22 protein-coding genes are annotated in these 23839 nt (G+C 67.9%); 14 read left to right on the forward strand and 8 right to left on the reverse strand.

The features are described from left to right. The first annotated feature begins 94 nt into the window (after positions 1-94). Together queC and ACEN98_RS18595 are read left to right on the forward strand one after the other, a co-directional pair. The gene (gene queC / locus ACEN98_RS18590) at positions 95-808 is read left to right on the forward strand and encodes a 7-cyano-7-deazaguanine synthase QueC (RefSeq protein ID WP_413386311.1); all 714 of its coding nucleotides are present in this window, start codon (positions 95-97) and stop codon (positions 806-808) included. Between the two features lies 1 nt (position 809). Continuing rightward, entirely contained in the window at positions 810-1553 is a 744-nt protein-coding gene (locus ACEN98_RS18595) for a metallophosphoesterase family protein (RefSeq protein ID WP_413386312.1), read from the forward strand. A 54-nt stretch (positions 1554-1607) separates the two neighbouring features. Here ACEN98_RS18595 and ACEN98_RS18600 read toward each other — a convergent pair whose 3' ends face one another. Further along, positions 1608-1979 (reverse strand): hypothetical protein, encoded by a 372-nt coding sequence (locus ACEN98_RS18600; protein ID WP_413386313.1) that lies wholly within the window; start codon positions 1977-1979, stop codon positions 1608-1610. 145 nt (positions 1980-2124) lie between these two features. Beyond that, on the reverse strand, positions 2125-2817 hold the full coding sequence (locus tag ACEN98_RS18605) for a FadR/GntR family transcriptional regulator (RefSeq protein WP_413342197.1): 693 nt from the start codon (positions 2815-2817) through the stop codon (positions 2125-2127). A 100-nt stretch (positions 2818-2917) separates the two neighbouring features. Between ACEN98_RS18605 and ACEN98_RS18610 the strand changes: the two genes are divergently transcribed. The 10 genes from ACEN98_RS18610 to ACEN98_RS18655 all read left to right on the forward strand — a co-directional run bounded on the left by ACEN98_RS18610 (position 2918) and on the right by ACEN98_RS18655 (position 14334). After that, on the forward strand, positions 2918-3673 hold the full coding sequence (locus tag ACEN98_RS18610; protein WP_413386314.1) for a (Fe-S)-binding protein: 756 nt from the start codon (positions 2918-2920) through the stop codon (positions 3671-3673). Further along, entirely contained in the window at positions 3670-4347 is a 678-nt protein-coding gene (locus ACEN98_RS18615; RefSeq protein WP_413386315.1) for a LutC/YkgG family protein, read from the forward strand. Before ACEN98_RS18610 ends, ACEN98_RS18615 begins: the two co-directional genes overlap by 4 nt. Further along, complete coding sequence (locus ACEN98_RS18620; RefSeq protein ID WP_413386316.1) at positions 4344-5789, forward strand: LutB/LldF family L-lactate oxidation iron-sulfur protein; 1446 nt, start codon at positions 4344-4346, stop codon at positions 5787-5789. The genes ACEN98_RS18615 and ACEN98_RS18620 overlap by 4 nt, the downstream gene beginning before the upstream one ends. A 107-nt stretch (positions 5790-5896) precedes the next feature. Further along, the gene (locus ACEN98_RS18625; protein WP_413386317.1) at positions 5897-7564 is read left to right on the forward strand and encodes an L-lactate permease; all 1668 of its coding nucleotides are present in this window, start codon (positions 5897-5899) and stop codon (positions 7562-7564) included. Then, the gene (locus ACEN98_RS18630; protein WP_413386318.1) at positions 7561-9060 is read left to right on the forward strand and encodes an FAD-linked oxidase C-terminal domain-containing protein; all 1500 of its coding nucleotides are present in this window, start codon (positions 7561-7563) and stop codon (positions 9058-9060) included. Before ACEN98_RS18625 ends, ACEN98_RS18630 begins: the two co-directional genes overlap by 4 nt. A gap of 2 nt (positions 9061-9062) precedes the next feature. Then, positions 9063-10121, forward strand: a complete 1059-nt coding sequence (gene glcE / locus ACEN98_RS18635) for a glycolate oxidase subunit GlcE (protein ID WP_413386320.1) — start codon at positions 9063-9065, stop codon at positions 10119-10121. Positions 10122-10123: 2 nt separating this feature from the next. Further along, the gene (gene glcF, locus ACEN98_RS18640; protein ID WP_413386321.1) at positions 10124-11350 is read left to right on the forward strand and encodes a glycolate oxidase subunit GlcF; all 1227 of its coding nucleotides are present in this window, start codon (positions 10124-10126) and stop codon (positions 11348-11350) included. Between the two features lie 85 nt (positions 11351-11435). Then, on the forward strand, positions 11436-11615 hold the full coding sequence (locus tag ACEN98_RS18645) for a hypothetical protein (protein ID WP_413338786.1): 180 nt from the start codon (positions 11436-11438) through the stop codon (positions 11613-11615). Between the two features lie 87 nt (positions 11616-11702). Next, the gene (locus ACEN98_RS18650) at positions 11703-12194 is read left to right on the forward strand and encodes a hypothetical protein (RefSeq protein ID WP_413386322.1); all 492 of its coding nucleotides are present in this window, start codon (positions 11703-11705) and stop codon (positions 12192-12194) included. Between the two features lie 184 nt (positions 12195-12378). Beyond that, on the forward strand, positions 12379-14334 hold the full coding sequence (locus ACEN98_RS18655; protein WP_413386323.1) for a GAF domain-containing protein: 1956 nt from the start codon (positions 12379-12381) through the stop codon (positions 14332-14334). Here ACEN98_RS18655 and ACEN98_RS18660 read toward each other — a convergent pair whose 3' ends face one another. Together ACEN98_RS18660 and ACEN98_RS18665 are read right to left on the reverse strand one after the other, a co-directional pair. Beyond that, positions 14335-15447 (reverse strand): DegT/DnrJ/EryC1/StrS family aminotransferase, encoded by a 1113-nt coding sequence (locus ACEN98_RS18660; RefSeq protein WP_413386324.1) that lies wholly within the window; start codon positions 15445-15447, stop codon positions 14335-14337. A gap of 57 nt (positions 15448-15504) precedes the next feature. Further along, a complete protein-coding gene (locus tag ACEN98_RS18665; protein WP_413338781.1) occupies positions 15505-15741 on the reverse strand; it encodes a hypothetical protein in 237 nt (78 codons plus the stop codon). Positions 15742-15812: 71 nt separating this feature from the next. On the opposite strand from ACEN98_RS18665, the gene ACEN98_RS18670 reads away from it, so the two are divergent. Next, the gene (locus tag ACEN98_RS18670) at positions 15813-17213 is read left to right on the forward strand and encodes a PLP-dependent aminotransferase family protein (RefSeq protein WP_413386326.1); all 1401 of its coding nucleotides are present in this window, start codon (positions 15813-15815) and stop codon (positions 17211-17213) included. Positions 17214-17216: 3 nt separating this feature from the next. Here the strand turns inward: ACEN98_RS18670 and ACEN98_RS18675 are convergent, their stop codons facing one another. Next, complete coding sequence (locus ACEN98_RS18675; RefSeq protein WP_413386327.1) at positions 17217-19025, reverse strand: ABC transporter ATP-binding protein/permease; 1809 nt, start codon at positions 19023-19025, stop codon at positions 17217-17219. A gap of 72 nt (positions 19026-19097) precedes the next feature. Beyond that, positions 19098-19490 carry a PPC domain-containing DNA-binding protein gene (locus ACEN98_RS18680; RefSeq protein WP_413338775.1) on the reverse strand — a complete coding sequence of 131 codons (393 nt, stop codon included), beginning with the start codon at positions 19488-19490 and terminating at the stop codon, positions 19098-19100. 212 nt (positions 19491-19702) lie between these two features. Here ACEN98_RS18680 and ACEN98_RS18685 point away from each other — a divergent pair, with 212 nt between their 5' ends. Continuing rightward, a complete protein-coding gene (locus ACEN98_RS18685) occupies positions 19703-20035 on the forward strand; it encodes a hypothetical protein (RefSeq protein WP_413386328.1) in 333 nt (110 codons plus the stop codon). Positions 20036-20038: 3 nt separating this feature from the next. On the opposite strand, the gene ACEN98_RS18690 is transcribed toward ACEN98_RS18685, so the two are convergent. Then, on the reverse strand, positions 20039-22243 hold the full coding sequence (locus tag ACEN98_RS18690) for an ATP-binding protein (protein ID WP_413386329.1): 2205 nt from the start codon (positions 22241-22243) through the stop codon (positions 20039-20041). 88 nt (positions 22244-22331) lie between these two features. After that, on the reverse strand, positions 22332-23837 hold the full coding sequence (locus ACEN98_RS18695; protein ID WP_413343832.1) for an HD domain-containing phosphohydrolase: 1506 nt from the start codon (positions 23835-23837) through the stop codon (positions 22332-22334). Positions 23838-23839: the final 2 nt, after the last annotated feature.

Raw genomic sequence — 23839 nt, forward strand, 5'->3', positions numbered from 1 at the left:
GTCGCTCCATTCGTCAATTTGCCGGGCACATCTTAACTGATTGTCAAATAAGATGGCGGACGACTCAGCGACGACGTCATTACAGGAACCCATCATGCACCAACCCGATACCGCCCTCGTCCTGTTCAGCGGAGGACAGGATTCCACCACCTGTCTCGCATGGGCGCTGCAACGCTACGCGCACGTGGAAACCATCGGCTTCGACTACGGCCAGCGCCATGCGATCGAACTCGACGTGCGCGCGCCCGTGCTCGCGAAGATGCGCGCGCTGTCGGCCACCTGGGACCAACGCCTCGGCGAGGATCATTTGATCGACCTGTCGCTGATCTCGCGCATTTCCGACACGGCGCTGACCAGCAACGTCGAGATCCAGATGCAGGCCAACGGCTTGCCGAACACCTTCGTTCCCGGCCGCAACCTGCTGTTCATGACGGTGGCGGCGACCGTGGCGTACCGCCGCGGCCTGACTGTGCTCGTGGGCGGCATGTGCGAGACGGATTTCTCCGGCTACCCGGACTGCCGCGACGACACGATGAAGGCGCTGCAGGTCGCGCTGAACCTGGGCATGGCCACGCGCCTGAAGGTCGAGACGCCGCTGATGTGGATCGACAAGAAGCAGACGTGGCAACTGGCGGAGCAGTGCGGCGGCGAGGCGCTCGTCGACCTGATCCGCTTCGACACCCACACCTGCTACCTGGGCGAACGGGGCGCCGCGCACGCGTGGGGCCATGGCTGCGGCAAGTGCCCGGCGTGCGAGCTGCGTGCACGCGGCTACGAGCAGTACGCGCGGGAGCGCCTGGGTAGCTGACATGCGCCTCGCCCTGCTGACCGACCTGCACGCGAACCGCGAGGCGGTGGAAGCCTGCCTCGCGCACGCGGAACGCCAGCACGTCGACCAGTACGCGTTCACGGGCGACTTCGTCGGCTACGGCGCCGATCCGGCCTGGGTCGTGCGCACCGTGATGGAGTACGTTGCGCGGGGCGCCGTCGCGGTGCAGGGCAATCACGATGTTGCCGTCACGCGGCCGTTGAATCCGCGCATGCATGCGGAAGCGCGCGAAGTCATCGCCTGGACGGGCGGCCAGCTGGATGCGGGGCAGCTGGCGTTCCTGGCCGCGCTGCCCCTCGTCCAACGACACGGCAACGCGTGCTTCGTGCATGCGAGCGCGCATGCGCCCGAGCGGTGGGAATACGTGACAGGGATCGAGGAGGCCGAACGCAGCATCCGCGCCAGCGGCAGCCGCATCGTGTTTTCCGGCCACGTGCATGCGCCCGCGCTGTACCGCCGTGCCGACGACGGCCGCATGGGCCGGCACGTGCCGCAAGCGGGAGAAGCCATCCCGCTGCAGCCGCAGCACCAGTACCTCGTGCTGCCCGGCGCCGTGGGCCAGCCGCGCGACCAGAACAACGCGGCGTGCTATGCGGTGTTCGACGATGCCGCGCGCGAAATCCAGTATTTCAGGGTGCCGTACGACCACGGCGCGGCCGCGCGGAAGGTGATCGCGGCCGGGTTGCCGATCGTGTTCGCGATGCGGTTGGTGGAAGGAATTTGAAACGCCAACACGTGGCAAACGTCACGCGTGGGCACGGGGTGCCCACCCTACCAGTTAGACTGGCTGCTGCATGATGCGGTGCTTGCGCGAGCGGCTCACGAAGAACCACACGATCGCCAGCGGCACCAGCAGCGGCAGCAGCAGCGGCGAAATCAGCAGGGCCAGCACGCAGGCACCCAGGGCCAGGGCGCCGATGACCAGGACGCCCACGCCGGCGAACACCACGGCGAGCACGGCGCCCACGAACAGCATGATCAATCCGGCCAGCAGCATGCCGCCGCCCGCGAAGACCGTCGCCAGCACGGCGCCCAGCGGCCCGCCGATGTCCTCGTCGCCGATCGTGACGACGCTGTCGCCGAACGTGAAGACGTTCCAGACGAGCAGGGCGAACAGGAACAGGATGATGATGGCGGCGGTCTTTTTCATGATGGGTTCTCGGGGTGTCGTTGATCGGATGGTCGTACTGTATCCATACGTCCCGATGCGCTCCATCTGACTGCGACAAACTGCATGTTTCGGGGGCCGGAGCGTTGCAAAGGCTGACGAACGGCGCTGGCCCAACCAGCGTCGGTTATCCCTCGTCCGCGTCGAACCGGCTGCGCACGTAGTCGATGTGCGTCTGCATCGCCGTGCGCGCTTCTTCCGGGCGCCGCGCGCAGATCGCGTCGCAGATCGTGCGGTGCTGCAGCGCCAGGATTTCCGACACCGATTGATTCAGCTCGCGCAAGCCGTCGACGTTGCGGATGATGTGCTCGCGCATCATCTTCGTGACGCTGCTGTGCAGGTGCAGGAACATGCTGTTGCCCGAGGCCTGGGCGATCGCCTCGTGCAGTTCGACGTCGATGCGCGATTCGGCGGCATGGTTGCTGTCCCGGCGCGCCTGGTCGAGCCGCGCCATCGCGCCGCGGATGCGTTCCAGGTCGTCGTCCGTGCCGCGCAGGGCGGCGAAATAGGCGGTGGCGCCTTCCAGCACGCGCCGGAATTCCAGGATGTCTTCGCGCCGCGCGGGGCTGTCGGCGATCAGTTGGCCCCACGGCGACGTCGCGCCCGTGCGCAACTGGTCCGACACGAACACCCCGCTGCGCGGGCGAATGCGCACGAGGCCGCGCGCCCCCAGTTGCTGGATCGCCTCGCGCACCGTGTTGCGCGACACCCCGTAACGCTCGGCCAGCTCGCGCTCCGACGGCAGCTTCGAGTTGGCCGGGAAAGTGCCTTCAAGCAATGCCTCTTCAAGTTTGCTGGTGACCGACTTGACCTGTCCCACGACTTCTCCTGCTCTGGCCCAACCAGTTTGTGATGCCCTGAGAATACTGGAAAGATCTGACAACTTAAAGAAAAAACACAATCCCTTTTGGAGACATTGCATGACTCGCAACGTGTATCTGTTCGGTACGTGTGTGATCGACCTGTTCATGCCGCAGGCCGGGCTCGACGCCGTGCGCGTGCTGGAAGCGGCCGGCGTCACCGTCCACTACCCGCGCGGCCAGAGCTGCTGCGGACAGCCCGCCTGGAGCAGCGGTAACCCGGACGAGGCCCGGGCCGTCGCGCGCGCCCAGCTGGACCTGTTTCCCGAACCCTGGCCCATCATCGTCCCTTCAGGCTCGTGCGCGGGCATGATGCGCAAGCACTGGCCCGAGCTGTTCCGCGCCGACCCCATCGTCGAAGCGCAGGCGCGGGCCGTGGCGGCACGCGTGGTCGAGTTCGGCGCGTTCCTGCTGCACGTCCTGGAGTGGAAGCTGCCGGCCGGGGCGCCCGTGGTGCCGGAGGAGGTCGTCCTGCACACCTCCTGTTCCGCGCGGCGCGAGATGGGCACGCGGGCCCATGGCGTCGCGCTGGTCGACGCGGTGCCCGGCGTGACGCGCGTGGAGCACGAGCGCGAATCCGAATGCTGCGGTTTCGGCGGCTCGTTCTCGATCAAGCACGCGGACATTTCCGGCGCCATGGTCACGGACAAGGTCGCGTCCATGCGCGCGACGGGCTGCCGCCGCGTCGTGTCGGCCGATTGCGCCTGCCTGCTCAACATCGGCCACGCCGCGCAGCACCAGGGCGCGCCGCTCGCCGTCGAGCATCTGGCCAGCTTCTTGTGGCGCCGAATTGGTGGCGCGGGAGAACAGGCATGAGCGCACGCGACCGCATCCTGGGCCGCCTGCGCGCGGCCGCTCCGCACGGTGCGGACACCCACGATCTCGAACACCGCATCGACGCCCATTTCGACGCGCGCCGCGGCGCCGCGTCGCCACACGTTCTCGCTCAGCGCATGCAGGCCGCGCTGGAGGCCGTGCGCGCGCAGGCGTGGTGCGCCCGGGCCGACGAATGGCCCGCGCTGCTGGCGCAACGCATCGCCGACGCGGGCGTGCGCCGCATCCTCGTCGACAGCGCGGGCGCTGAAGGCCGCGCCCTGCGTGCCGCCCTGCCGCCGAGCGTCGAAGCGCTCGCCTTCGAGCGTCCGCTGGAAGACTGGAAAGGAGAACTGTTCGGCACCGTCGATGCCGGGTTCACCGTCGCCCGTTCCGGCATCGCCGCCACCGGCACGCTGGTGCTGGCGCCGGATGCGGCGTCTCCGCGCACCGTGTCGCTGGTGCCGCCGCTGCACATCGCACTCGTCCACGCGCACACCCTGCACGCCGACCTGCACCAGGCGCTGCACGCGGAGCGCTGGCAGGACGGCATGCCGACCAATCTCGTGCTCGCGACGGGGCCATCCCGCACGTCCGACATCCAGCAGACCCTGGCCTTCGGCGCGCACGGTCCGCGCTGGACGTGGGTCGTCATCGTCACCGGGGAGAGCGCATGACCACGTCCCCCTTGCAGTTCGTCCCGTCCCAGGATTTCCACGCACGCAGCCGCGCGGCGCTGGACGATGCCCAGCTGCGCCAGAGTTTCAAGGGCGCGATGACCTTCCTGCAGGACAAGCGCCGCAGCCAGTTCGGCGACGACGACGAGCTCCAGCGCCTGCGCGACCTCGGCGAAGCGGTGCGCAAGAACGCGCTTGCAAAACTGCCCGCGCTGCTGGAACGGCTGGAAGCGAAGCTGACGGCGGCCGGCGCGACGGTCCACTGGGCGGCATCGCCCGAGGAAGCGAATGCGATCATCCACGGCATCGCCACCGCGCGCGGCGCGCGGAGCATCGTCAAGGGCAAGTCGATGGCGAGCGAGGAGATCGAGCTGAATCACTACCTCGAGGCGCGCGGCATCAAGTGCCTGGAGTCCGACATGGGCGAGTACATCGTCCAGCTGGCGGGCGAAAAGCCGTCGCACATCGTGATGCCGGCGATTCACAAGACCCGCGCCGACATCGGCGCGCTGTTCGCCGAGCACATTCCGGACACGGAATACACGGAAGACGTCGACCGCCTGATCCAGACCGGACGCCATACGTTGCGCAATGCGTTCGTCGAGGCCGACATCGGCCTGTCCGGCGTGAACTTCGCCGCGGCCGACACGGGCACCCTGTGGCTCGTCGAGAACGAGGGCAACGGCCGCCTGTCGACCACCGTGCCGGACGTGCACATCGCCATCATGGGCATCGAGAAGGTCGTGGAAAAGCTGGAGCACATCGTGCCGCTCGCGAGCCTGCTGACGCGCTCCGCCACGGGGCAGGCCGTCACCACGTATTTCAATTTGATCTCGGGCCCGCGCCGCGCCGGTGAGCTGGACGGCCCGCGCGAACTGCACCTCGTCCTGCTCGACAACGGCCGCACCCAGGCCTATGCCGACGAGGAGCTGCGGGCCACGCTGCAATGCATCCGCTGCGGCGCGTGCATGAACCATTGCCCCGTCTACGGCCGCATCGGCGGCCATGCGTACGGCACGACGTATCCGGGGCCGATCGGCGCGATCCTGTCGCCGCACCTGCTGGGCCTGGAGTCGACGGCGGATCTGGCCACGGCCTCGAGCCTGTGCGGCGCGTGCGGCGACGTCTGCCCCGTGCGCATCCCGATCCCGCAACTGCTCGTGCGCCTGCGCACGGAAGCGAACCGCAATCCCGACGCCGAGGTCGAACATCCGCTGCGCGGGCAGGGCGCCAGGTACAGCCGCGGCGAGCGCCTCGTCTGGCGCTTCTGGCGCGGCGCGTTCGGCCGGCCCGGCGTGTACCGCATGTTCCGCTGGGCGGCCACGCGGCTGCGTGTGCTGGCACCGAAGGACCAACTGGGCTGGACGAAGTATCGAACCCCCCTCGAACCGGCGCCGCGCAGCCTGGCCGACCTGCTGCGCGACAGAAACCAGAAAACGTAGGGTGGGCACTCCTGTGCCCACGCGTAACGCGGGCATCGCGCGAACGTCACGCGTGGGCACGGGGTGCCCACCCAACGATAAGAATTCAATCAATCAAGGAGACGTAGATGGTATGGCAACAGGTTTATGATCCGTTCGGCAGCATGGCCCTATCGACCCTGCTGGCCGCGATCCCCGTGGTGGTGATGCTCGCCGCGCTCGGCTTCTTCCACATCAAGGCGCACATCGCGGCCGCGCTCGGCCTCGCCGCGGCGTTCTGCGTGGCCGTCTTCGCCTACTCGATGCCGGCCGCGATGGCCGGCAAGGCCGCGCTGCTGGGCGGTTTCACGGGCCTGCTGCCCATCGGCTGGATCGTCCTGAACATCATCTTCCTGCAGCAGTTGTGCGAACAGAACGGCAGCTTCAAGGTGCTGCAGGCTTCGCTGTCCGGCATCACCAACGACCGCCGCCTGCAACTGCTGCTGATCGCGTTCTGCTTCGGCGCGTTCTTCGAGGGCGCCGCGGGCTTCGGCACGCCGGTCGCGGTCACGGCCGGCATCCTGATCGGGCTCGGGTTCTCGCCGCTGGCCGCGTCCGGCCTGTCGCTGATCGCGAACACGGCGCCGGTCGCCTTCGGCGCGCTCGGTTCGCCCGTGATCACCTTGGCCAAGGTGCACGGCTACGACCTGATGGAAGTCACGGCGATGATCGGCCGCCAGCTGCCGTTCTTCTCGCTGCTCGTGCCGTTCTGGCTGATCTGGGCGTTCGCCGGCCGCAAGGCGATGTGGGACATCTGGCCCGCGATCCTCGTGACGGGCCTGTCGTTCGCGATCCCGCAATTCCTCGTGTCGAACTTCATCGGCCCGGAACTGGTGGACATCATCGCGGCCCTCGTGTCGATGGCGTCGCTGATCCTGTTCCTGCGCGTGTGGCAGCCGAAGACCGTGTGGACGTCGGCCAGCCTGAAGGACCGCGAGGCGGAGACCGCGCCTCATCGTACCAAGAGCGCCGAGAGCGCCGAACGGTACACGCGGGCGGAGATCGTGCGCGCCTGGACGCCGTGGCTCATCCTGACCGTGTTCGTCTTCATCTGGGGCCTGCCGCCGGTGAAGGCGTATTTCAACACGCTGTTCGCGCCGAAATTCCCGATGGACGGCCTGCATAACCTGGTGATGCGCGTGCCGCCGGTGGTGCCGCACGCCGAGCCGGAATCCGCGATCTATGTGTTCAACCTGCTGTCGGCGACGGGCACCGGCATCCTGCTGTCCGCCATCGCCGGCGCGCTGTTCATGCACTACAGCCTCGGTGCCATCGTGCGCACGTTCTTCCGCACGCTGTGGCTCGTGCGCTATTCGCTGCTGACCATCGTGCTGATGCTGGCCCTGGGCACGCTCACGCGCTACTCCGGCACCGACACGACCCTGGGCCTCGCCTTCGCCAACACGGGCGCGCTGTACCCGTTCTTCGGCACCCTCATGGGCTGGCTCGGTGTGGCGATGACGGGGTCGGACACCGCGTCGAACGTGCTGTTCGGCGGCATGCAGAAGGTGGCGGCGGAGCAGCTGGGCCTGGCCCCGAACCTGATGGGCGCCGCGAACAGTTCCGGCGGCGTCATGGGCAAGATGATCGATGCCCAGTCCATCGTCGTCGCCTCCACGGCCACGCGCTGGATCAACCACGAAGGCGACATCCTGCGCTTCGTCTTCTTCCACTCTCTCGCACTGGCCGTGCTGGTCGGTGTCATGGTCACGCTGCAGGCGTATGTGTGGCCGTTCACGTTGCTGGTGATCCGATGAATGCTCCCGTCTCTCCCGAAACCCGGGCCGTCAGCCAGCGCGAGGCCGCGGCCGCGCCGCTGGCCGCGCTTCTGGCCGTCCTGCCGGACCGCTGCGTGCGCTCCGACCCCGAGGAAACGCGCCCGTACGAATGCGACGGCCTCGCCGCCTACCGCCAGATGCCGATGATCGTGCTGCTGCCCGAGAACGAGGCGCAGATCATGGCCGCCATCGCCGTGTGCCGGCAATTGAACCTGCCGATCGTGCCGCGCGGCGCCGGCACCGGCCTGTCCGGCGGCGCGATGCCGATCGCCGGCGGTGTCGTGCTGTCGACGGCGCGCCTGAACCGGATCGTGAAACTCGATCCGTACGCCCGCACGGCCGTCGTGCAGCCGGGCGTGCGCAATCTCGCGATCTCGGAAGCGGCCGCGCCGCACGGGCTGTATTACGCGCCCGATCCGTCGTCGCAGGTCGCGTGCACGATCGGCGGCAACGTCGCCGAGAACTCCGGCGGCGTGCACTGCCTGAAATACGGTCTCACCGTGCACAACGTGCTGCGCGTGCGGATGGTGACGACGGAGGGCGAGATCGTCGAACTGGGCAGCGAGGCGCTGGACGCGCCGGGCCTCGACCTGCTCGCGGTCGCCATCGGGTCGGAAGGCATGCTCGGCGTCGTGACCGAGGTGACGGTGAAACTGGTGCCGAAGCCGCGCGTGGCGCGCGTCGTGATGGCGTCGTTCGACGACATCGTGAAGGCCGGCGACGCGGTCGCCAACGTGATCGCGGCCGGCATCATCCCGGCCGGCCTGGAGATGATGGACCGGCTGTCGACGCAGGTCGCGGAGGAATTCGTGCACGCCGGCTACGACACGCGGGCCGCCGCCGTGCTGCTGTGCGAATCCGACGGCATCGCCGAGGAAGTCGAGGAAGAGATCGCGCGCATGAGCGAAGTGCTGAGCGAGTGCGGCGCGACGGCGCTGGCCGTGTCGCGGGACGAGGCGGAACGCCTGCGTTTCTGGTCCGGCCGCAAGAACGCGTTCCCGGCCGTCGGCCGCATCTCGCCGGACTATTACTGCATGGACGGCACGATCCCGCGCAAGCACCTCGCCCACGTGCTGCAGCGGATCGAGGCCATGGAACAGAAGTATGGCCTGCGCTGCGCGAACGTGTTCCACGCCGGCGACGGCAACCTGCATCCGCTGATCATGTTCGACGCGAACGTGCCGGGCGAATTCCACCGCGCGGAGCAGTTCGGCGCCGACATCCTCGAACTGTGCGTCGAGGTGGGCGGCACGATCACGGGAGAACATGGCGTCGGCATCGAGAAGATCAATTCGATGTGCGTGCAGTTCTCGCGCGCCGAGCTGGATGCGTTCCTGGCCGTCAAACGCGCCTTCGATCCGGCCGGCATCCTCAATCCCGACAAGGCGATTCCGACCCTGCACCGCTGCGCCGAATACGGCCGCATGCACGTGCGCCACGGGCGGATGCCGTTTTCCAACCTGCCGCGTTTTTAACCATGGATACGACGCTACAAGATTTCGCCGACAGGATCGGTCACGCCACCGGCACCAAGACTCCGCTGTGCATCCGCGGCGGCGGCAGCAAGGACTGGTACGGGCAGGACGTGCAGGGCACGGTGCTCGACACGACGGCGTATCGCGGCATCACGGACTACGAGCCGACCGAACTCGTGATCACGGCCCGCTGCGGCACGCCGCTGGCCGAGATCGAGGCGCACCTGGCGCAGCACGGCCAGATGCTCGCGTTCGAGCCGCCGCACTTCGGTCCCGGCGCGACGATCGGCGGCACCGTGGCCGCCGGCTTGTCCGGACCGCGCCGCCAGGCCGCGGGCGCCGTGCGCGATTTCGTGCTCGGCGCCGTGCTGGTGGACGGGAAGGGAGAGACGCTGCACTTCGGCGGCAAGGTGATGAAGAACGTGGCGGGCTACGACGTGTCGCGCCTGCTGGCCGGATCGCTGGGCGTGTTCGGCCTGATCGCCGAGGTGTCGCTGAAGGTGCTGCCGCAGCCCGTCGCCGAATGCACGGTGCGGCTGCACATGAACGAGGACGAGGCGCTGCGCCGGCTGAACGAATGGGGCGGCCAGCCGTTGCCGGTCTCCGCCTCCAGCTGGCACGACGGCGTGCTGACGGTGCGCCTGTCCGGCGCGCGGTCGGCCGTCGACGCGGCGCGCAAGCGCATCGGTGGCGAACTGCTGGACGATGCCGACGGCTGGTGGCGCGCGCTGCGCGAGCATGACGGCGCGTTCTTCGCGGACGCCGACAGCATGTGGCGCCTGTCCCTGCCGACGGTTGCGCCGCCGCTGGCGCTGCAAGGACCGCAACTGATCGAATGGGGCGGGGCGCAGCGCTGGCTCCGCACCGATGCCGATGCGGCCACGGTGCGCGCGGCCGCGGGCAGGGCCGGCGGCCACGCGACGCTGTTCCGCGGCGGCGATGGGAGTGTCGGGGTGTTCCAGCCGCTGGCGCCCGCGGTCCTCGCCATCCACCGCCAACTCAAAAATGTGTTCGACCCGGCCGGGGTGCTCAACCGCGGCCGCATGTACAAGGATTTCTAGCCGTGCAAACCAATCTCGCCGATTTCATCCGGGGCACGCGCGACGGCGACGAGGCCGACGCGATTCTGCGCAAATGCGTGCATTGCGGCTTCTGTACCGCCACGTGCCCGACCTATCAACTGTCCGGCGACGAGCTGGAAGGCCCGCGCGGCCGCATCTACCTGATCAAGCAGGTGCTCGAAGGCCGGCCCGCGACCGATAAGACCCAGGCGCACCTGGACCACTGCCTCACGTGCCGCAACTGCGAATCGACCTGTCCGTCCGGCGTGCAGTACGGACGGCTGGCCGACATCGGCCGGCGCGTCGTCGAGCAGCAGGTCGCGCGGCCCGCGCGCCAGCGCATGCTGCGCACGCTGCTGAAGGAAACCCTGCCGCGCCGCTGGCTGTTCACGCCGGCCATGAAGGCGGGGCAGGCGGTGCGGCCGCTGCTGCCGCAGGCGTTGAAGGACAAGGTGCCCGCGCGGCAAAGCGCGGGCGTGTGGCCGCGCACCGGGCACGCGCACAAGATGCTGTTCCTGGAAGGCTGCGTGCAGCCGGCGATGTCGCCGAACATCAACGCGGCGACGGCGCGCGTGTTCGATGCCGTCGGCGTGCAGATCGTCGCGGCCAGCCGGGCCGGCTGCTGCGGCGCCATCCGCTGGCACATGAACGATGCGGATGGCGGCCGCGCCGACATGCGCCGCAATATCGACGCGTGGTGGCCGTATCTGGAGCAGGGCATCGACACCATCCTGATCAACGCGTCCGGCTGCGGCGCGATGATCAAGGAATACGGTCACGCGCTGGCCGGCGATCCGGCATATGCCGACAAGGCGGCGCGCGTCTCGGCCGCGGCGAAGGACGTCAGCGAAGTGCTGCCCGAGTTCGAGGCCAAGCTGCGGGCGAAGCTCGGAACGCGGGAGAAGGGCGAGCGGGTCGCGTACCACCCGCCGTGCACCTTGCAGCATGGCCAGAAAATCCGCGGCAAGGTCGAGGACCTGCTGCGCGCGGCGGGCGTCGACGTGCGGCTGTGCGCGGACAGCCACCTGTGCTGCGGCTCGGCCGGCACGTATTCGGTGCTGCACAAGGAGGTGTCGCTGCGGCTGCGCGACGACAAGCTGGCGCGGCTGGAAGCGACGGCGCCGGAGCGCATCGTGTCCGCCAACATCGGCTGCATCACGCACCTGCAGTCGGGGACGGACGTGCCGGTGGAGCACTGGGTCGAACTGCTCGACCGCGCGCTGCAGTAGGGCAAAAAGTGGCCGGAAATCAAGCCTTGCAATGCTGGACTCGAGGTCTATACTGACAGCCTGCTCTGTTTGCAGGAGGCTTTCCATGCAGTGTATCCAGTACGCCGCCGGCCACAAGAATCCGCCCTCGGCACCGCCGGCGATTCCACCGATCATCATCAATCCGTTCAAGAGCCAGATCCCCTCGCCGGCGATCGACCCGCGCAGCACGCCGCCCGGCCCACCCATCGTGCCGCCCCGCGGCCCCGACCTGCGCATCATCTAGCGGTACGGAAGCGGCGCTTGTCCAGTGCGCCGCGAACGCCTATGATCTTGCTTCTGGGCGCATGCCCGCACGACCGAGAAAGCAAGAATGAACGACGACTTCCCAGACCACGACGATGATGCTCCCGTGCAGGAGCCCCGTCTGTGGCAGGGCAACGGCTGGACCGCACGCGTCATCAAGAACGAAGACGACGACGGCTGGGCCGTGGCCATGTACAAGGACGGCGAATCCGAGCCGGCCCTCGTCGGCCCCTGGACCATGGGCCGCGACAAGAAAAACCCGAAGCCGCTCGATACGCCGGCTTTCCACACGCTCGTCAAGACGGCGTCCGAAGTCATCCGCCGCCACGAGCAGCAGCTGCACGCGCAATTGCACAAGAGCACCGTCGTCTCGACCGCCGACGGCGAGCTGAAGGTGACGCTGGACATCGTCCCGGACGAGGACAATCCGTATGCGCTGCTGAGCGCGTTCGACGAGATGGGCGAGCGCGTGGCGCAGGTGCGCGTGCGTCCCGATTTCAAGTTGTCGCCGGCGTCGGCGTCGACGTGGGTCGAGAACGACTTCCGCGCCCCGCGGTAGCCGCCAACACGTGGCGAACGTCACACGTGGGCACGGCGTGCCCACCCTACGTATGTATCGCCGTCGTAGCGTGGGCTCCCCGAGCCCACGGAACTTTGTGGTTTTTGGCGACGCAATCTCCGCAACCCGGGCGTGAGCTGATAAGATTTCCCGAGCGTAACTTTTTGTTCGACAAGGGGAATCGATGGAAGACCGTCTCGCCCGCCTGGAAACGGTCCAGGCCATGCTGCTGGGCATCGGGCACCTGTCCGCCAGCTGTACCGACGTCACCGAGTTCATCGGCGCCGTGCACCGCGCGCTGGGCCGCATCATGTATGCGGAGAACTTCTACGTCACGTTGGCCGAGCGGGAAGACGACACGGTCCGGTTCGTCTATTTCGTCGACTCGCGCGACGCGGGGCCGGGCCCCGACGAGCGCGTGACGCTGGCGTCGCCCGACGAATCGCCGACGGCGTGGGTCATGCTCAACAAGCAGCCCCTCGTGGTGACGGGCGACGAAATGCGGGCGCGCGAGAATGGCGGCGTCTGGGGCACGGGCAGCATCGCCGAGCACTGGATGGGTTGCCCGCTGCTCGACCAGCAGCACGAGGCCGTGGGCGCCATCGTCATCCAGAGCTACCTGCCCGAGTACACGTACAGCGAGGAAGACCAGGCGCTGTTCGCGCTGATCGCCAACCACGTGTCGAACGCGCTGCAGGGCCTGCAGAGCATGGACCGGCTCGAGCGCGCCGTGCAGGAGCGCACGCGCGCGCTGGCGCGCGAGGTGGCCGAGCGCCGCCGCGCGGAACAGGTGCAGCATGCGCTGTACCAGATCGCGGACCTGTCGGCCTCCGCCATCGAGACCGACGTGCTGGCGGCCAGCCTGCACGCCATCATCGGCGAACTGATGATGGCGAAGAACTTCATCATCGCGCTCACGCATCCGGACACGGGCGAGATCAGCATCCCGTACTTTGCCGACGAAAAGGACGACGTGCCGCCGCAGCAGCGCTTCCCGTTCGGGATGGGCATGGTGTCGTACGTGCTGCAGACGAAGCAGGCGCAGCTCCACGACGCCGGCAGCTTCGCGCGCCTGCACGCGGCGGGCAGGGTGAAGCACCCGCTGGGGAGCACGGACATCGCGAGCTGGATCGGCGCGCCGATGCTCGTCAACGACAAGGCGTACGGCGTGCTGGTCGTGCAGAGCTATGACCCGACCGTCGTCTACACGAAGGCGGACCTGGACCTGATGGCCTTCATCTCCAGCCACGTGGCGGTGGCGATCGCGCGCATGCAGGCCGACCGCGCCATCCGCAAGGCCAAGGAGCGCCTGGAACAGCAGAACGCCGCGCTCGAACAGGCGCTGCACCAGTTGCAGGAAGCGCAGACGGAACTGGTGCGTAAGGAAAAACTCGCGTCGCTGGGCCAGATGGTGGCCGGCGTCGCGCACGAGATCAACACGCCGCTGGGCATCTGCGTGACGGCCACGAGCCACCTCGTTCAGGAACTCAAGCTCACGCGCGAGGAGCTGGCGGCGGGGGACATGACCCAGGACAGCCTGGAGGCGTTCTTCGACATCGTCGACCAGTCCCTGCGCATCCTGACCACCAACACGCAGCGCGCCGCGGCCCTCGTGCGCAGTTTCAAGCAGGTCGCGGTGGACCAGTCGTCGGACGACATCCGCACCTTCAATCTCGGCACGTATTTGAACGAAGTGCTGCTGTCGCTGCAGCCGAAGCTGAAGGGCCGGCCGCTGGAAGTCGCGGTCGACTGCCCGAAGGACCTGCTGCTGGAGAGTTTTCCGGGCGCGGTGTCGCAGATCGTCACCAACATGGTCGTCAACTCGCTGATGCACGGTTTCGAGCGCGACCAGCCCGGCCACATTACGCTCCACGCGGCGCTCGACGGCGACCACGTCGTGTTCGACTACGCCGACGACGGCGTGGGCATGGATGCGGAGACGCTCGCCAAGCTGTTCGACCCGTTCTTCACGACGAAGCGCGGCAGCGGCGGCAGCGGCCTCGGTGGCCACATCCTGTACAACCTCGCGACGAACGTGCTGCAAGGCTCGCTGCGCGTGGACAGCAGCCCGGGGCAGGGCCTGCGCTACCACCTGCGCTTTCCGCGCAAGACCGCCCGGCCCGGGCTGAAGGCTGCCTGATCAGGTCAAACTGTCGGCGATGGCCGCGCACACGCGGTCCACGTCGGCTTCGGTCATCCCGCAGTGCAGGGGGATCGTGACGGTCTCCCGGCCGATCCGTTCCGCGTTCGGGAACTGGCCTTCGCGCCAGCCGAGGCCGCGGCCGAGCGTCGTCAGGTGCGACGGTTCGTACGACAGGCCCGTCGCGATCTCCCGTTCGCGCAGTGCGGCGCGGAAGCGTTGCCGCGTCGTGCCGAGCGCTTCGTACGGCAGCAGCACGCAGAACATGTTCCAGCTCTGGCCCGGCACGCCGCGCGGCGGCAGCACGGCGCCGTCGATGTCCGGGAACACGTCGAAATAGCGCTCGGCCAGCCGCTGGCGCTGCGCCAGGAAGGCGGGCAGTTGCGCGAGCTGGGCGAGGCCGATCGCGGCCGACACGTCCGACATGTTGTACTTGCCGCTCGCGACCGCGACGTCGCGCGTATCGTCCGCCAGGCGCTCGATGCCGTGGAAGCGCAGCACCTCGATGCGCTTTGCAGTCTCGTCGTCGGGCACGACGATGGCGCCGCCCTCGATCGTCGTCATGTTTTTATTCGGGTGGAACGAGAACGTGGCGATGTCGCCGAAGCTGCCGATGGGCTGTCCCTTCCACGTCGAGCCCTGCACGAGGGCCGCGTCCTCGATCACCCGCAGGCCGTGGCGCCGGGCCAGCGCATACAGCGCGTCCATGTCGCCCAGGGCGCCGGGGAAGTGCGTGGGCACGATCGCCTTGGTGCGCGGCGTGATGGCGGCCGCCACCTGGTCGAGGTCGATCGCGCGCGTGACGAGGTCGCAGTCGACGAACACGGGGCGGGCGCCGACCTTGACGATCATGTTCATCGTCGAGAAGAAGCTTTGCGTGGACGTGATCACCTCGTCGCCGGAACCAATGCCGCACGCCAGCAGCGCCAGTTCCATCGCGCCCGTGGCCGACGTCAGCGTGCGCGTGGGGCGGCCGCCAAAGGTCCCGGACAGCGCGCGCTCGAATGCCAGGACGCGCGGGCCGCTGGCGATCCAGCCGGTCTTCATCGTGTCGGTCACGGCGGCGAGGGTGGCGTCGTCGAGCGCCGGTTGGGAAAAGTTCAGCAGGGTCATGGGCGTCCTTCGGGTGCGTTGTCGGACAGGTATTCTAGTCTGCGCGGCGGGGCGGCATCACGGGTAGCCCAGGTCCAGGCCGAGCACCCTGGCAAGGGCGAAGGTGACGAGCCCGAGGCCCACGAGTATCACCACGAAGAGTGCGGCCACCTTGCCGCTCGCGCGCAGCACCGCGCGCCGCTCTTGCACTTTTCCCTTCTTCCCCTGGTCGTAATGCCACTTGATGGCGAAGAACATCCCCGTGGCTAGCACGAGAAACTTGAACACAACGAAGACTACCGGGATCCATTCCATGATTTTTGTGTTTGAACCATCGTCGAATACCCACATACTACGCAAAAGCAATCTCCATACATCGAGACAAAATGTCCCAGTTGAAATCCATACAAGATGACGATTTGGCCACCTGGTTGCCGCGCCTGGCCGCGCATGGCGGGCCGCGTTTCCTGCAGATTGCGGAGGCATTGCAGGCGGCGGTGGCGGACGGTTCGCTGAGGCCGGGCGACCGGCTGCCTCCGCAGCGCCGGCTGGCGGCACAGCTGGACGTCGACCTGACGACGGTCACGCGCGCCTACGACGAAGCGAGGCGCCGCAACCTGCTGGAGGGCCGCGGCGCCCGCGGCACGTACGTCGCGGCGCCGAAAGTCGAATTGACCGCTGTCCTCGACCTGAGCATGAACACCCCGCCGCCGCCGGATGGCGTGGACTTCGACGACATGTTGAAACAGGGGCTGTCGCAAGTCCTGATGCGGGCCGATAACACAGCGCTGATGACTTACCACCTGGGCGGCGGGAGCGACTCCGACCGCAAGGCCGGCGCCACGTGGCTCGCACCGATGTTCGGCCATCCGGATGCGGGGCACGTCGTCGTCTGTCCGGGTGCGCAGGCGGCGATCGCCGCGTTGATCCTTGCGCTGACGGCGCCCGGCGATGTCATCCTGGCGGAGCCGACGACGTATCCCGGCCTGCTGGCCGCGGCCACCCAGTTCGGCCGGCAGGTCATCGCGGTGGAAGCGGACCGGCACGGGATGGTGCCCGAGATGCTCGAGGGGGCGTGCCGCCGGCACAAGCCCGGGCTGGTCTACCTCAATCCGACCTTGCAGAACCCGACCGCCGTCACCATGCCGGAACGCCGGCGCAAGGCGCTCGCCGGGATCGCGCAGCGCTGCGATGTCCGCATCGTCGAGGACGATCCGTACTGGCGCCTTGCCGCCGCCCCGCCGCCACCCGTTGCCACGTTTGCCCCGGACCACGTGGTCTACATCTCGACCCTGTCGAAATGCCTGACGCCCGGCTTGCGGGTCGCCTTCGTGCTCGTACGCGACCCGCACGTACGCGAACGGTTCCTGGCCGCACTCAGGTCATTTGCGTTGATGGTCGCGCCGCTGACGGCGGCACTGGCCACGCAGTGGATCCTCGACGGTTCGGCGGACCGGTTGATGGAAGGCGTCCGCAACGAGGCCCGCCTGCGCCACCGGATGGCCCGCGATATCCTGGCGGGGCGGTACAGCGGGGCCGGAGACGGCCTGCATGTATGGCTCGAGTTGCCGGCGTACTGGACCGCCGCGCAGCTGGCGCGTGCGGCCGACCGCGAGGGCATCGCGGTCACGCCGGCGGAGGCATTCGCAACCGGCGCCGGGTCGGCGAATGCCATCCGGATCTCCCTGGGCAGCATCCAGGACCGCGGACGCTTGCAGGCGGGGCTGCAACGGCTGTCCCACCTGCTTGCGCGGCGGCCCGAGCCGGCCGGCGCCGCCGTGGTGTGAAGCCTAGCCGACGAACGTCGCGACGGCCGCTGGCCGCACCGGTGCCGGCCCGGCGTCGGCCACGGGCTGGTCGAACTCGAATCCGCCGGCTTCGCTGACTTCCCACGACCCGTCGCCCGCCAGCTTCAGCACGTGCGTGTGGTGACGCAGCACGGCTTCGCGGTGGGCGATGCTGACGAGGGTCGCGCCGCTGGCGCGCAGGCGCGCGTACAGCGCGGTTTCATTGGCGCTGTCGAGCGCGCTCGTCGCCTCGTCCAGGATGACGATCCGCGGCGCGTGCACCAGCACGCGGCCGAAGGCGAGACGCTGCTGCTCGCCGACCGACAGCAGCTTGCTCCAGTCGTGCACGGCATCGAGGCCGCCCACGCGGTCGGCCAGTGCGGGCAGGTGCACCTGTTGCAGGATGTCGAGCAGCTGCTCGTCGCTCAGGTCGCGGTGCACGCTGGGATAGATGAGCTGGCTGCGCAGGGTGCCGGGCTGCAGATACGGCTGCTGCGGCAGGAAGAACACGTCTTCCAGCGGCGGATGCTGGATCGTGCCGCTGCCCGTGCGCCACAGCCCCGCGATCGCGCGCAGCAGCGAGCTCTTGCCGCAGCCGCTGGCGCCGGTGATCAACAAAGCGTCGCCGGGCTTCAGCACGAGGCTCAGTTCCTTGATGAGGACGCGGTCCGATTGCGGCGGATGCAAGGTCACGGCTTCCAGCGCGAAGTGCGTGCCGGGCCGCATCGCGATGCGCGGGTGCCGGTCTTCGGCGGCAGGCTGCGCACCGGGCAGCACGAGGTTGGACAGGGCTTGCAGGCGGCCGATGCCGGCCACGAAACGGCTGAGGCTCTCGAAGTTGTCGACGATGACGCCCACCGCGCCGAGCACGGCCGTAAAGGCGCCGGCGGCGCGCGTCGCGGCGCCCACTTCCAGCTCGCCCGACAGCACGCCGCCGGCCAGCAGCACGTAGGGCAGCACCACGGTGAGCTGGCTGAACGTGCGCTGGAAGAAATTCAGCGCGCGCTGTTTCCTGATCAGCCGCGCAAAGTTGCGGATGACCTTGTCGAAGCGGCTGTCGATGTGCGTGCGCTCCTGCGCTTCACCCCGGTAGAACGCGATCGACTCGGCATTCTCGCGCAGGCGCATCAGGCTGAAGCGGAAGTCGGCCTCGCGCCGCAACTGCCAGAAATTCAGCTGGATCAGCGGACTGCCGAAGAAGTACAGGGCGACGATATTGCCCATCACCGCATAGGCCACGAGTACGGCGACGAGCAGGTGCGAGATCGACCACAGCACGGTGCTGAACGCGACCAGTTGCATGGCCGAGCCGAGGAAAATCAGCAGGAAATTGATCGACCGGCCTGTAAACGTGTTGATGTCCTCGCTGATGCGCTGGTCCGGATTGTCGATCTCGTTGCCGGCGCCCAGCGCGTAGTATTTGCGGTCCTGCAGGTAGCCGTCGAGGAAGCGGCCGGTGAGCCAGCGCCGCCACTGGTTCGCGAACACGTCGCGCATGTAGTAGTAAAAGGCGTAGGTCGGCACGGCGAACGCGAGGATGAACAGGCAGGCGCGCACCGAGGTCCAGAAGCGGCCGGCGTCCTTGCCGGCCAGCGCCGACGTCAATTCTCCGGTCTGGTTGTTCAGCATGACCGCGAGCTTGGTATCGACCAGCATCAGCACGATCAACAGCAGCAGCAGGGTCCAGGCCCTGCCTTTTTCATCGCCCAGCCAGTAGGGCCTGGCGACGTTGACGAAGTGCTTCCACGCGGCGAGCGACAGGGGGGCGGGCTTGGGCTGGGTCGGATCTTCGTCCGGAATGTGCGTGGTCATGATCGGTCTCTGCGGAAGTATTTACCGCCAGACTACGGCCGCGCACCGGATCGTTCAGTGCGGAAACGGACATTAGGCCTTCACGAACAACTCGTCGAACCCCGTGGCCGGATCGAATTCGCGGCGGAAGCGGTGGCGCGGCAGCAGCGCGACGAGCACCTCGGCCGTCGTGCGCACGATGCAGCCGGGGCCGAGGTGGCCGCCGATGACGCGGCCGCCGTCGTCGGCCACGCTCGCGTGCAGGTGCGGGCCGTCCGGCGACAACGATCCGCCCAGCGTGAGGATTTCCAGGTCGCCGCGCAGTTCCGTGAATTCCGGCCGGCCCGCGAAGCGCAACCGGGCGACCGCCAGGCTGCCGATGCCTTGCAGGACGAACGCGGCGTCCACATGGTGTTGCGCCACGAGGGCGTCGAGCACGGCGCGCAGGTCCTGGCCGGCGCCGATTCTCAGGGGCAGAGTCTGCATGGTGGTCTCCTTGATGCGGGCCATTCTACGCCAGCCTGTCTGCAACCAATAGTTTCTATGTGGAAATTGCAATACGCGTATAAACATCCAGTTTGCATTGCAAAAAAAAGCATGCTTATTGCAATTTTTGAATATTAATCTTTCAGTAAATACGGTTATGATTCCAAGGTTTCCTGAAGAGAACCGCGCAGATAAGCGGAGATTACACAAAAATGTCAACAAAGTTCATGATCGCGGCCGCGCTGGTCGTCACAATGTCCGGCTGCGCGGCGCTGTCGCCGGTAACCGGAAATCACTACACGAGCCGCGACGGCAAGCTGGATATCCAGGGCGCGCTGATCGACGCCTCCGGCGTGCGCATCTTCGTCAACGGCGACAAGGTCATCGACGACCACGTGTCGCTGTTGCACGGCGACGGCAAGTTCGACGGCACCTGGCAGGGCAAGCGGGTCAGCGCCGACTGCAGCACGGCACCGGGCCGTACGGCGGGCGCGACCAGATGCACGGTCGCCGTGGCCGGCGAGCAGGTCACGCTGACACTGTAAAGGTCAGCGGTTGCCGGAGAGGTTGGCCAGCAGTTCGACCAGCTGGTCGATCTCGTACGGTTTGGCGAGGACCTGCACGCCCGGGATGACGGCGCGCTGGTCGGTGTAGCCCGTGGCGAGGACGACCGGCAGGCCGGGGCGGCGCTCGTGCAGGATGCCGGCCAGGTCGATGCCGCTGACCTTGCCGGGCATGACGATGTCGGAAAACACGACGTCGGCGTCGAGGCCGGCGTCGAGCATGGCGAGCGCCTTGTCGCCGTCCGGCGCCACCATCACGTCGAAGCCGCAGTCTTCCAGGCCGCGCACGACCGCTTCGCGCACGAGCGGATCGTCTTCGACGAACAGCACGCGCCCGCTGCCGTGCCCCGGCGCCTGGCTGTCGGTGCGCGCCGCCGTGGCCGACAACGGTTGCAGCGAGCGCGGCAGGTAGATCTCGATGGTGGTGCCGGCGCCGACCGTGCTCGCCAGGGTCAGCCAGCCGCGCGACTGCGTGGCGAATGCGTAGGCCTGGGGCAGCCCGAGGCCGGAGCCCTGGCCCGGTGGTTTCGTCGTGAAGAACGGGTCGAGCGCGCGCGCCTGCACGTCGGGCGGCATGCCGATGCCCGTGTCCGTCACGCTCACGCACACGTAGTCGCCGCCCGTGCGTTCCATGGTCGGCTCGAGGGTGCAGTTGCGCACGCCGACGCCGAGCCGGCCGCCGTCCGGCATGGCGTCGCGCGCATTGATCGCCAGGTTCAACAGGGCCAGGTCGAATTGCACGGGGTCGACGGTGACGGGCCACAGGTCGTCCTCGCAATGCACTTCCATGCGCGTGCCCTGGCGCAGCACGCCGCGCAGCAGCTGGACGGAACCGCGCACCTGCTCGCCCGGGTCGACCGTCAGCAGGCGCGCATCCTGCACGCGGCCGAACGACCCCAGGCGGGTCGTCAGCGCGGTGGCGCGGCTGACGGTGCGCTTGCACGTGTCGATCAGGCTCAGCACCTTGGGCTGGTTCGCCGTCAGGGACGCGAGCTGCAGCGCGGTCGTCAGCGTCTGCAGCAGGTTGTTGAATTCGTGCGCGATGCCGCCCGTGAGGCGGCCGAGGGCTTCCAGCTTCTGGCCGCGCACGAGGGCGCTCTGGGCGCGCTCGCTGGCCGCCACGGCTTCGGCCACGCGCTGCTCCAGGTCGGCCTGCGCGGTCAGGATCTGGCGGCTCGCGTCGGCCATGCGCTGCGCCACGGCGTCGATCTCGACGATGCCCTGCGGCCGGTAATGCACTTCGCGGCCGGCGCCCAGGTCCGCGGCGCTGCGGCCCAGGTATTCGATCGGGATCGCGGCGCGGCGCGCGAACCAGCGCGCGGCCACCGATGCCAGCACGAGCATGACGGCCATGATGGCCGCCAGGAAGGCCGCCGCATGCAGGGGCACGCGGCGCAGGTCTTCCGTCGGAATGCTGACGAGGACTTTCCAGTTCGACGAGGGCACGGTGCTGAAGAAGGCCTGCACGGGAATGCCGGCCAGGTTCCTGTTCGAGAACACGCCTTCGCGGTGGGCGGCGAACTGGGCCTGCGCCACCTCGCTGACCGAGCGGCCCCGGTACTGGTCCGGGTCGATCGAGCGCGCGATCAGCCGGCCGGTGCGGTCGACGATGGCGGCCTGCCAGTCGGGCGGGAAGCGCTGTTCACCCAGCAGCGCCTGCAGCTGGGCGGCGTTCATGCTCATGGCGAGGAAGTAGCGCAGGGTGCCGTCCACGTGCACCGGCACCTGGATGGCGACCGCATGGCGCTGGCTGATCGAGGAGACGAACAGGTCGGAGACGAGGGTGCGGTCGGCGCCGTCCCGTTGCATCAGCGCGTCGAGGTTCGACGCGCGGCCGGGCGGCAGCGGCGCGCCCGGCGCGACCCGCGTGTTGAGCAGCTGGTGGCCGTCCCGGTCGAGCAGCAGGATCGCCGTCTCGCCGCGCGGCGCCACCGAATGGGCGTGGTGATAGAAGGTCTCGAGATCGCCGCGGGCCAGCGCGGGGGAATTCGCCAGCGTGCGCAGGATGCCTTCCCTGATCTCCAGTTCGTTGTCGACGAGGAGGGTGAAGGCGCGCACCGCTTCCTTGACGCTCGTTTCCTGGGCGCGCCGCTCTTCCTGATAGACATACCCGACGGCCAGGACCGCCGCGAGGAGGGCAGGGACCAGGATGGCCAGGATCAGGAGCAGCAGTCGGGTTCGGATACGCATGGGCCGGATGGCGGTCGGGACAGTATTGCCGCGAAGCTCTGCATACTACCTGACTCTGCCTCCCTTGTCCCGGTCCGCGATATCGATTTCAGTCCGGCCAGCGCTCGTTGATCTCGGTGGCCTTGTCGAGGTTCCTGATGAGGATGTCGACGTAGTGCGGATCGAGGTGCTGGCCCGCCACGTCGCGCAGGTAGTCGCGCACCTGGTCGATCGGCCACGCTTTCTTGTACACGCGCTCGTGCGTGAGGGCATCGAACACGTCGGCCACGGCCACGATGCGGGCATACGGGTGGATGTCTTCGCCCTGCAGGCCCTGCGGATAACCGCTGCCGTCCCATTTCTCGTGGTGCTGGTGGGCGATCACGGCGGCCGCCTTCAGGATCGGGCGCTGCGAGCCGTCGAGGATCTGCAGGCCGATGGTCGGGTGCTGCTTCATGATGTCCCATTCCTCGGGCGTGAGGCGCCCCGGTTTCAACAGGACGGCGTCCGGCGTCGCGATCTTGCCCACGTCGTGCATCGGCGCCGCATGCATCAGCACGGCCGTCTCGTCGTCGGACATGCCCGATTCCTGGGCCAGCAGATGACACACCTGGGCCATGCGGCGCACGTGGTTGCCGGCTTCGTTCGAGCGCGATTCGACGACGTCGCCCAGGCGCAGGATCAGCTCGGCCTGGGTGTCCGTGATTTCCTGGTTCAGCAGGATGTTGTCGAAGGCGATGGCGACGCCCGAGCAAAAGACGTCGAGCAATTGAACATCGATCTCGTCGATTTCTTCCACGCCCTTGAGCACGAGCAGAGACGCCTTGCCGCTGCTGTTCGGGAAGTAGCCGACATAAGTGTCGCCATGCAGCTTGGAGATGCGGTTGTGGCGTGCCTCGTCCAGCTGGGCGATCAGTTCCGGGCCGATGTCGTGGTCGCCGACGTCGCCGATGCGCGCGAGGATTTCGTACTGGCTCTCGCCGGTGATCACGCTGGCGCCGGTCACGCGCAGCAGCATGCTCTGCTCCAGGCGCAGCAGGGCGACGACCTGCTGCAGCAGGCCGCTGGCGAAATCCTTCAGGTTGCGCTGCCTGAACAGATGCGTGGACGCGGAGATCACGCGCTCCAGGCCTTCGCGGTAATTCTGCTGGACGCGGCGGGCGTCCTCGACTTTCATGATGTCGCGGTAGGCGCGCAGGGCGGCGAACGTCGTCGTGAACAGCTTGGTGCGGTCGAGTTCCGTCTTTTCCTTGTAGTCGTTGATGTCGTAGTCGACGATTACGCGTTCCTCGGGCGCCTGGCCCGGCTGGCCCGTGCGCAGCACGATGCGGGTGAACTGGTTGTCCAGCTCCTGGCGCATCCAGCGCGCCACTTCCAGGCCGCTGTCCTCGCGCTCCATGACGACGTCGAGGAACACCAGCGCGACGTCCTTCTCGCGCGCCAGGATGTCCTTCGCCTCGGCGCCGCTGTAGGCGTGCAGGAACGAGAGGCTGCGGCCGTCGAGGCGGAAACGGGACAGCGTCAGCTTGGTGATGTCATGGATGTCCGGTTCGTCGTCGACGAGCAGTACTTTCCATGGTGCAAGCTTCGGCGCGGCGGATGACAGGAAGGACATTT

Source organism: Massilia sp. CT11-137 (assembly GCF_047302885.1).
GTDB lineage: Bacteria > Pseudomonadota > Gammaproteobacteria > Burkholderiales > Burkholderiaceae_D > Telluria > Telluria orientalis.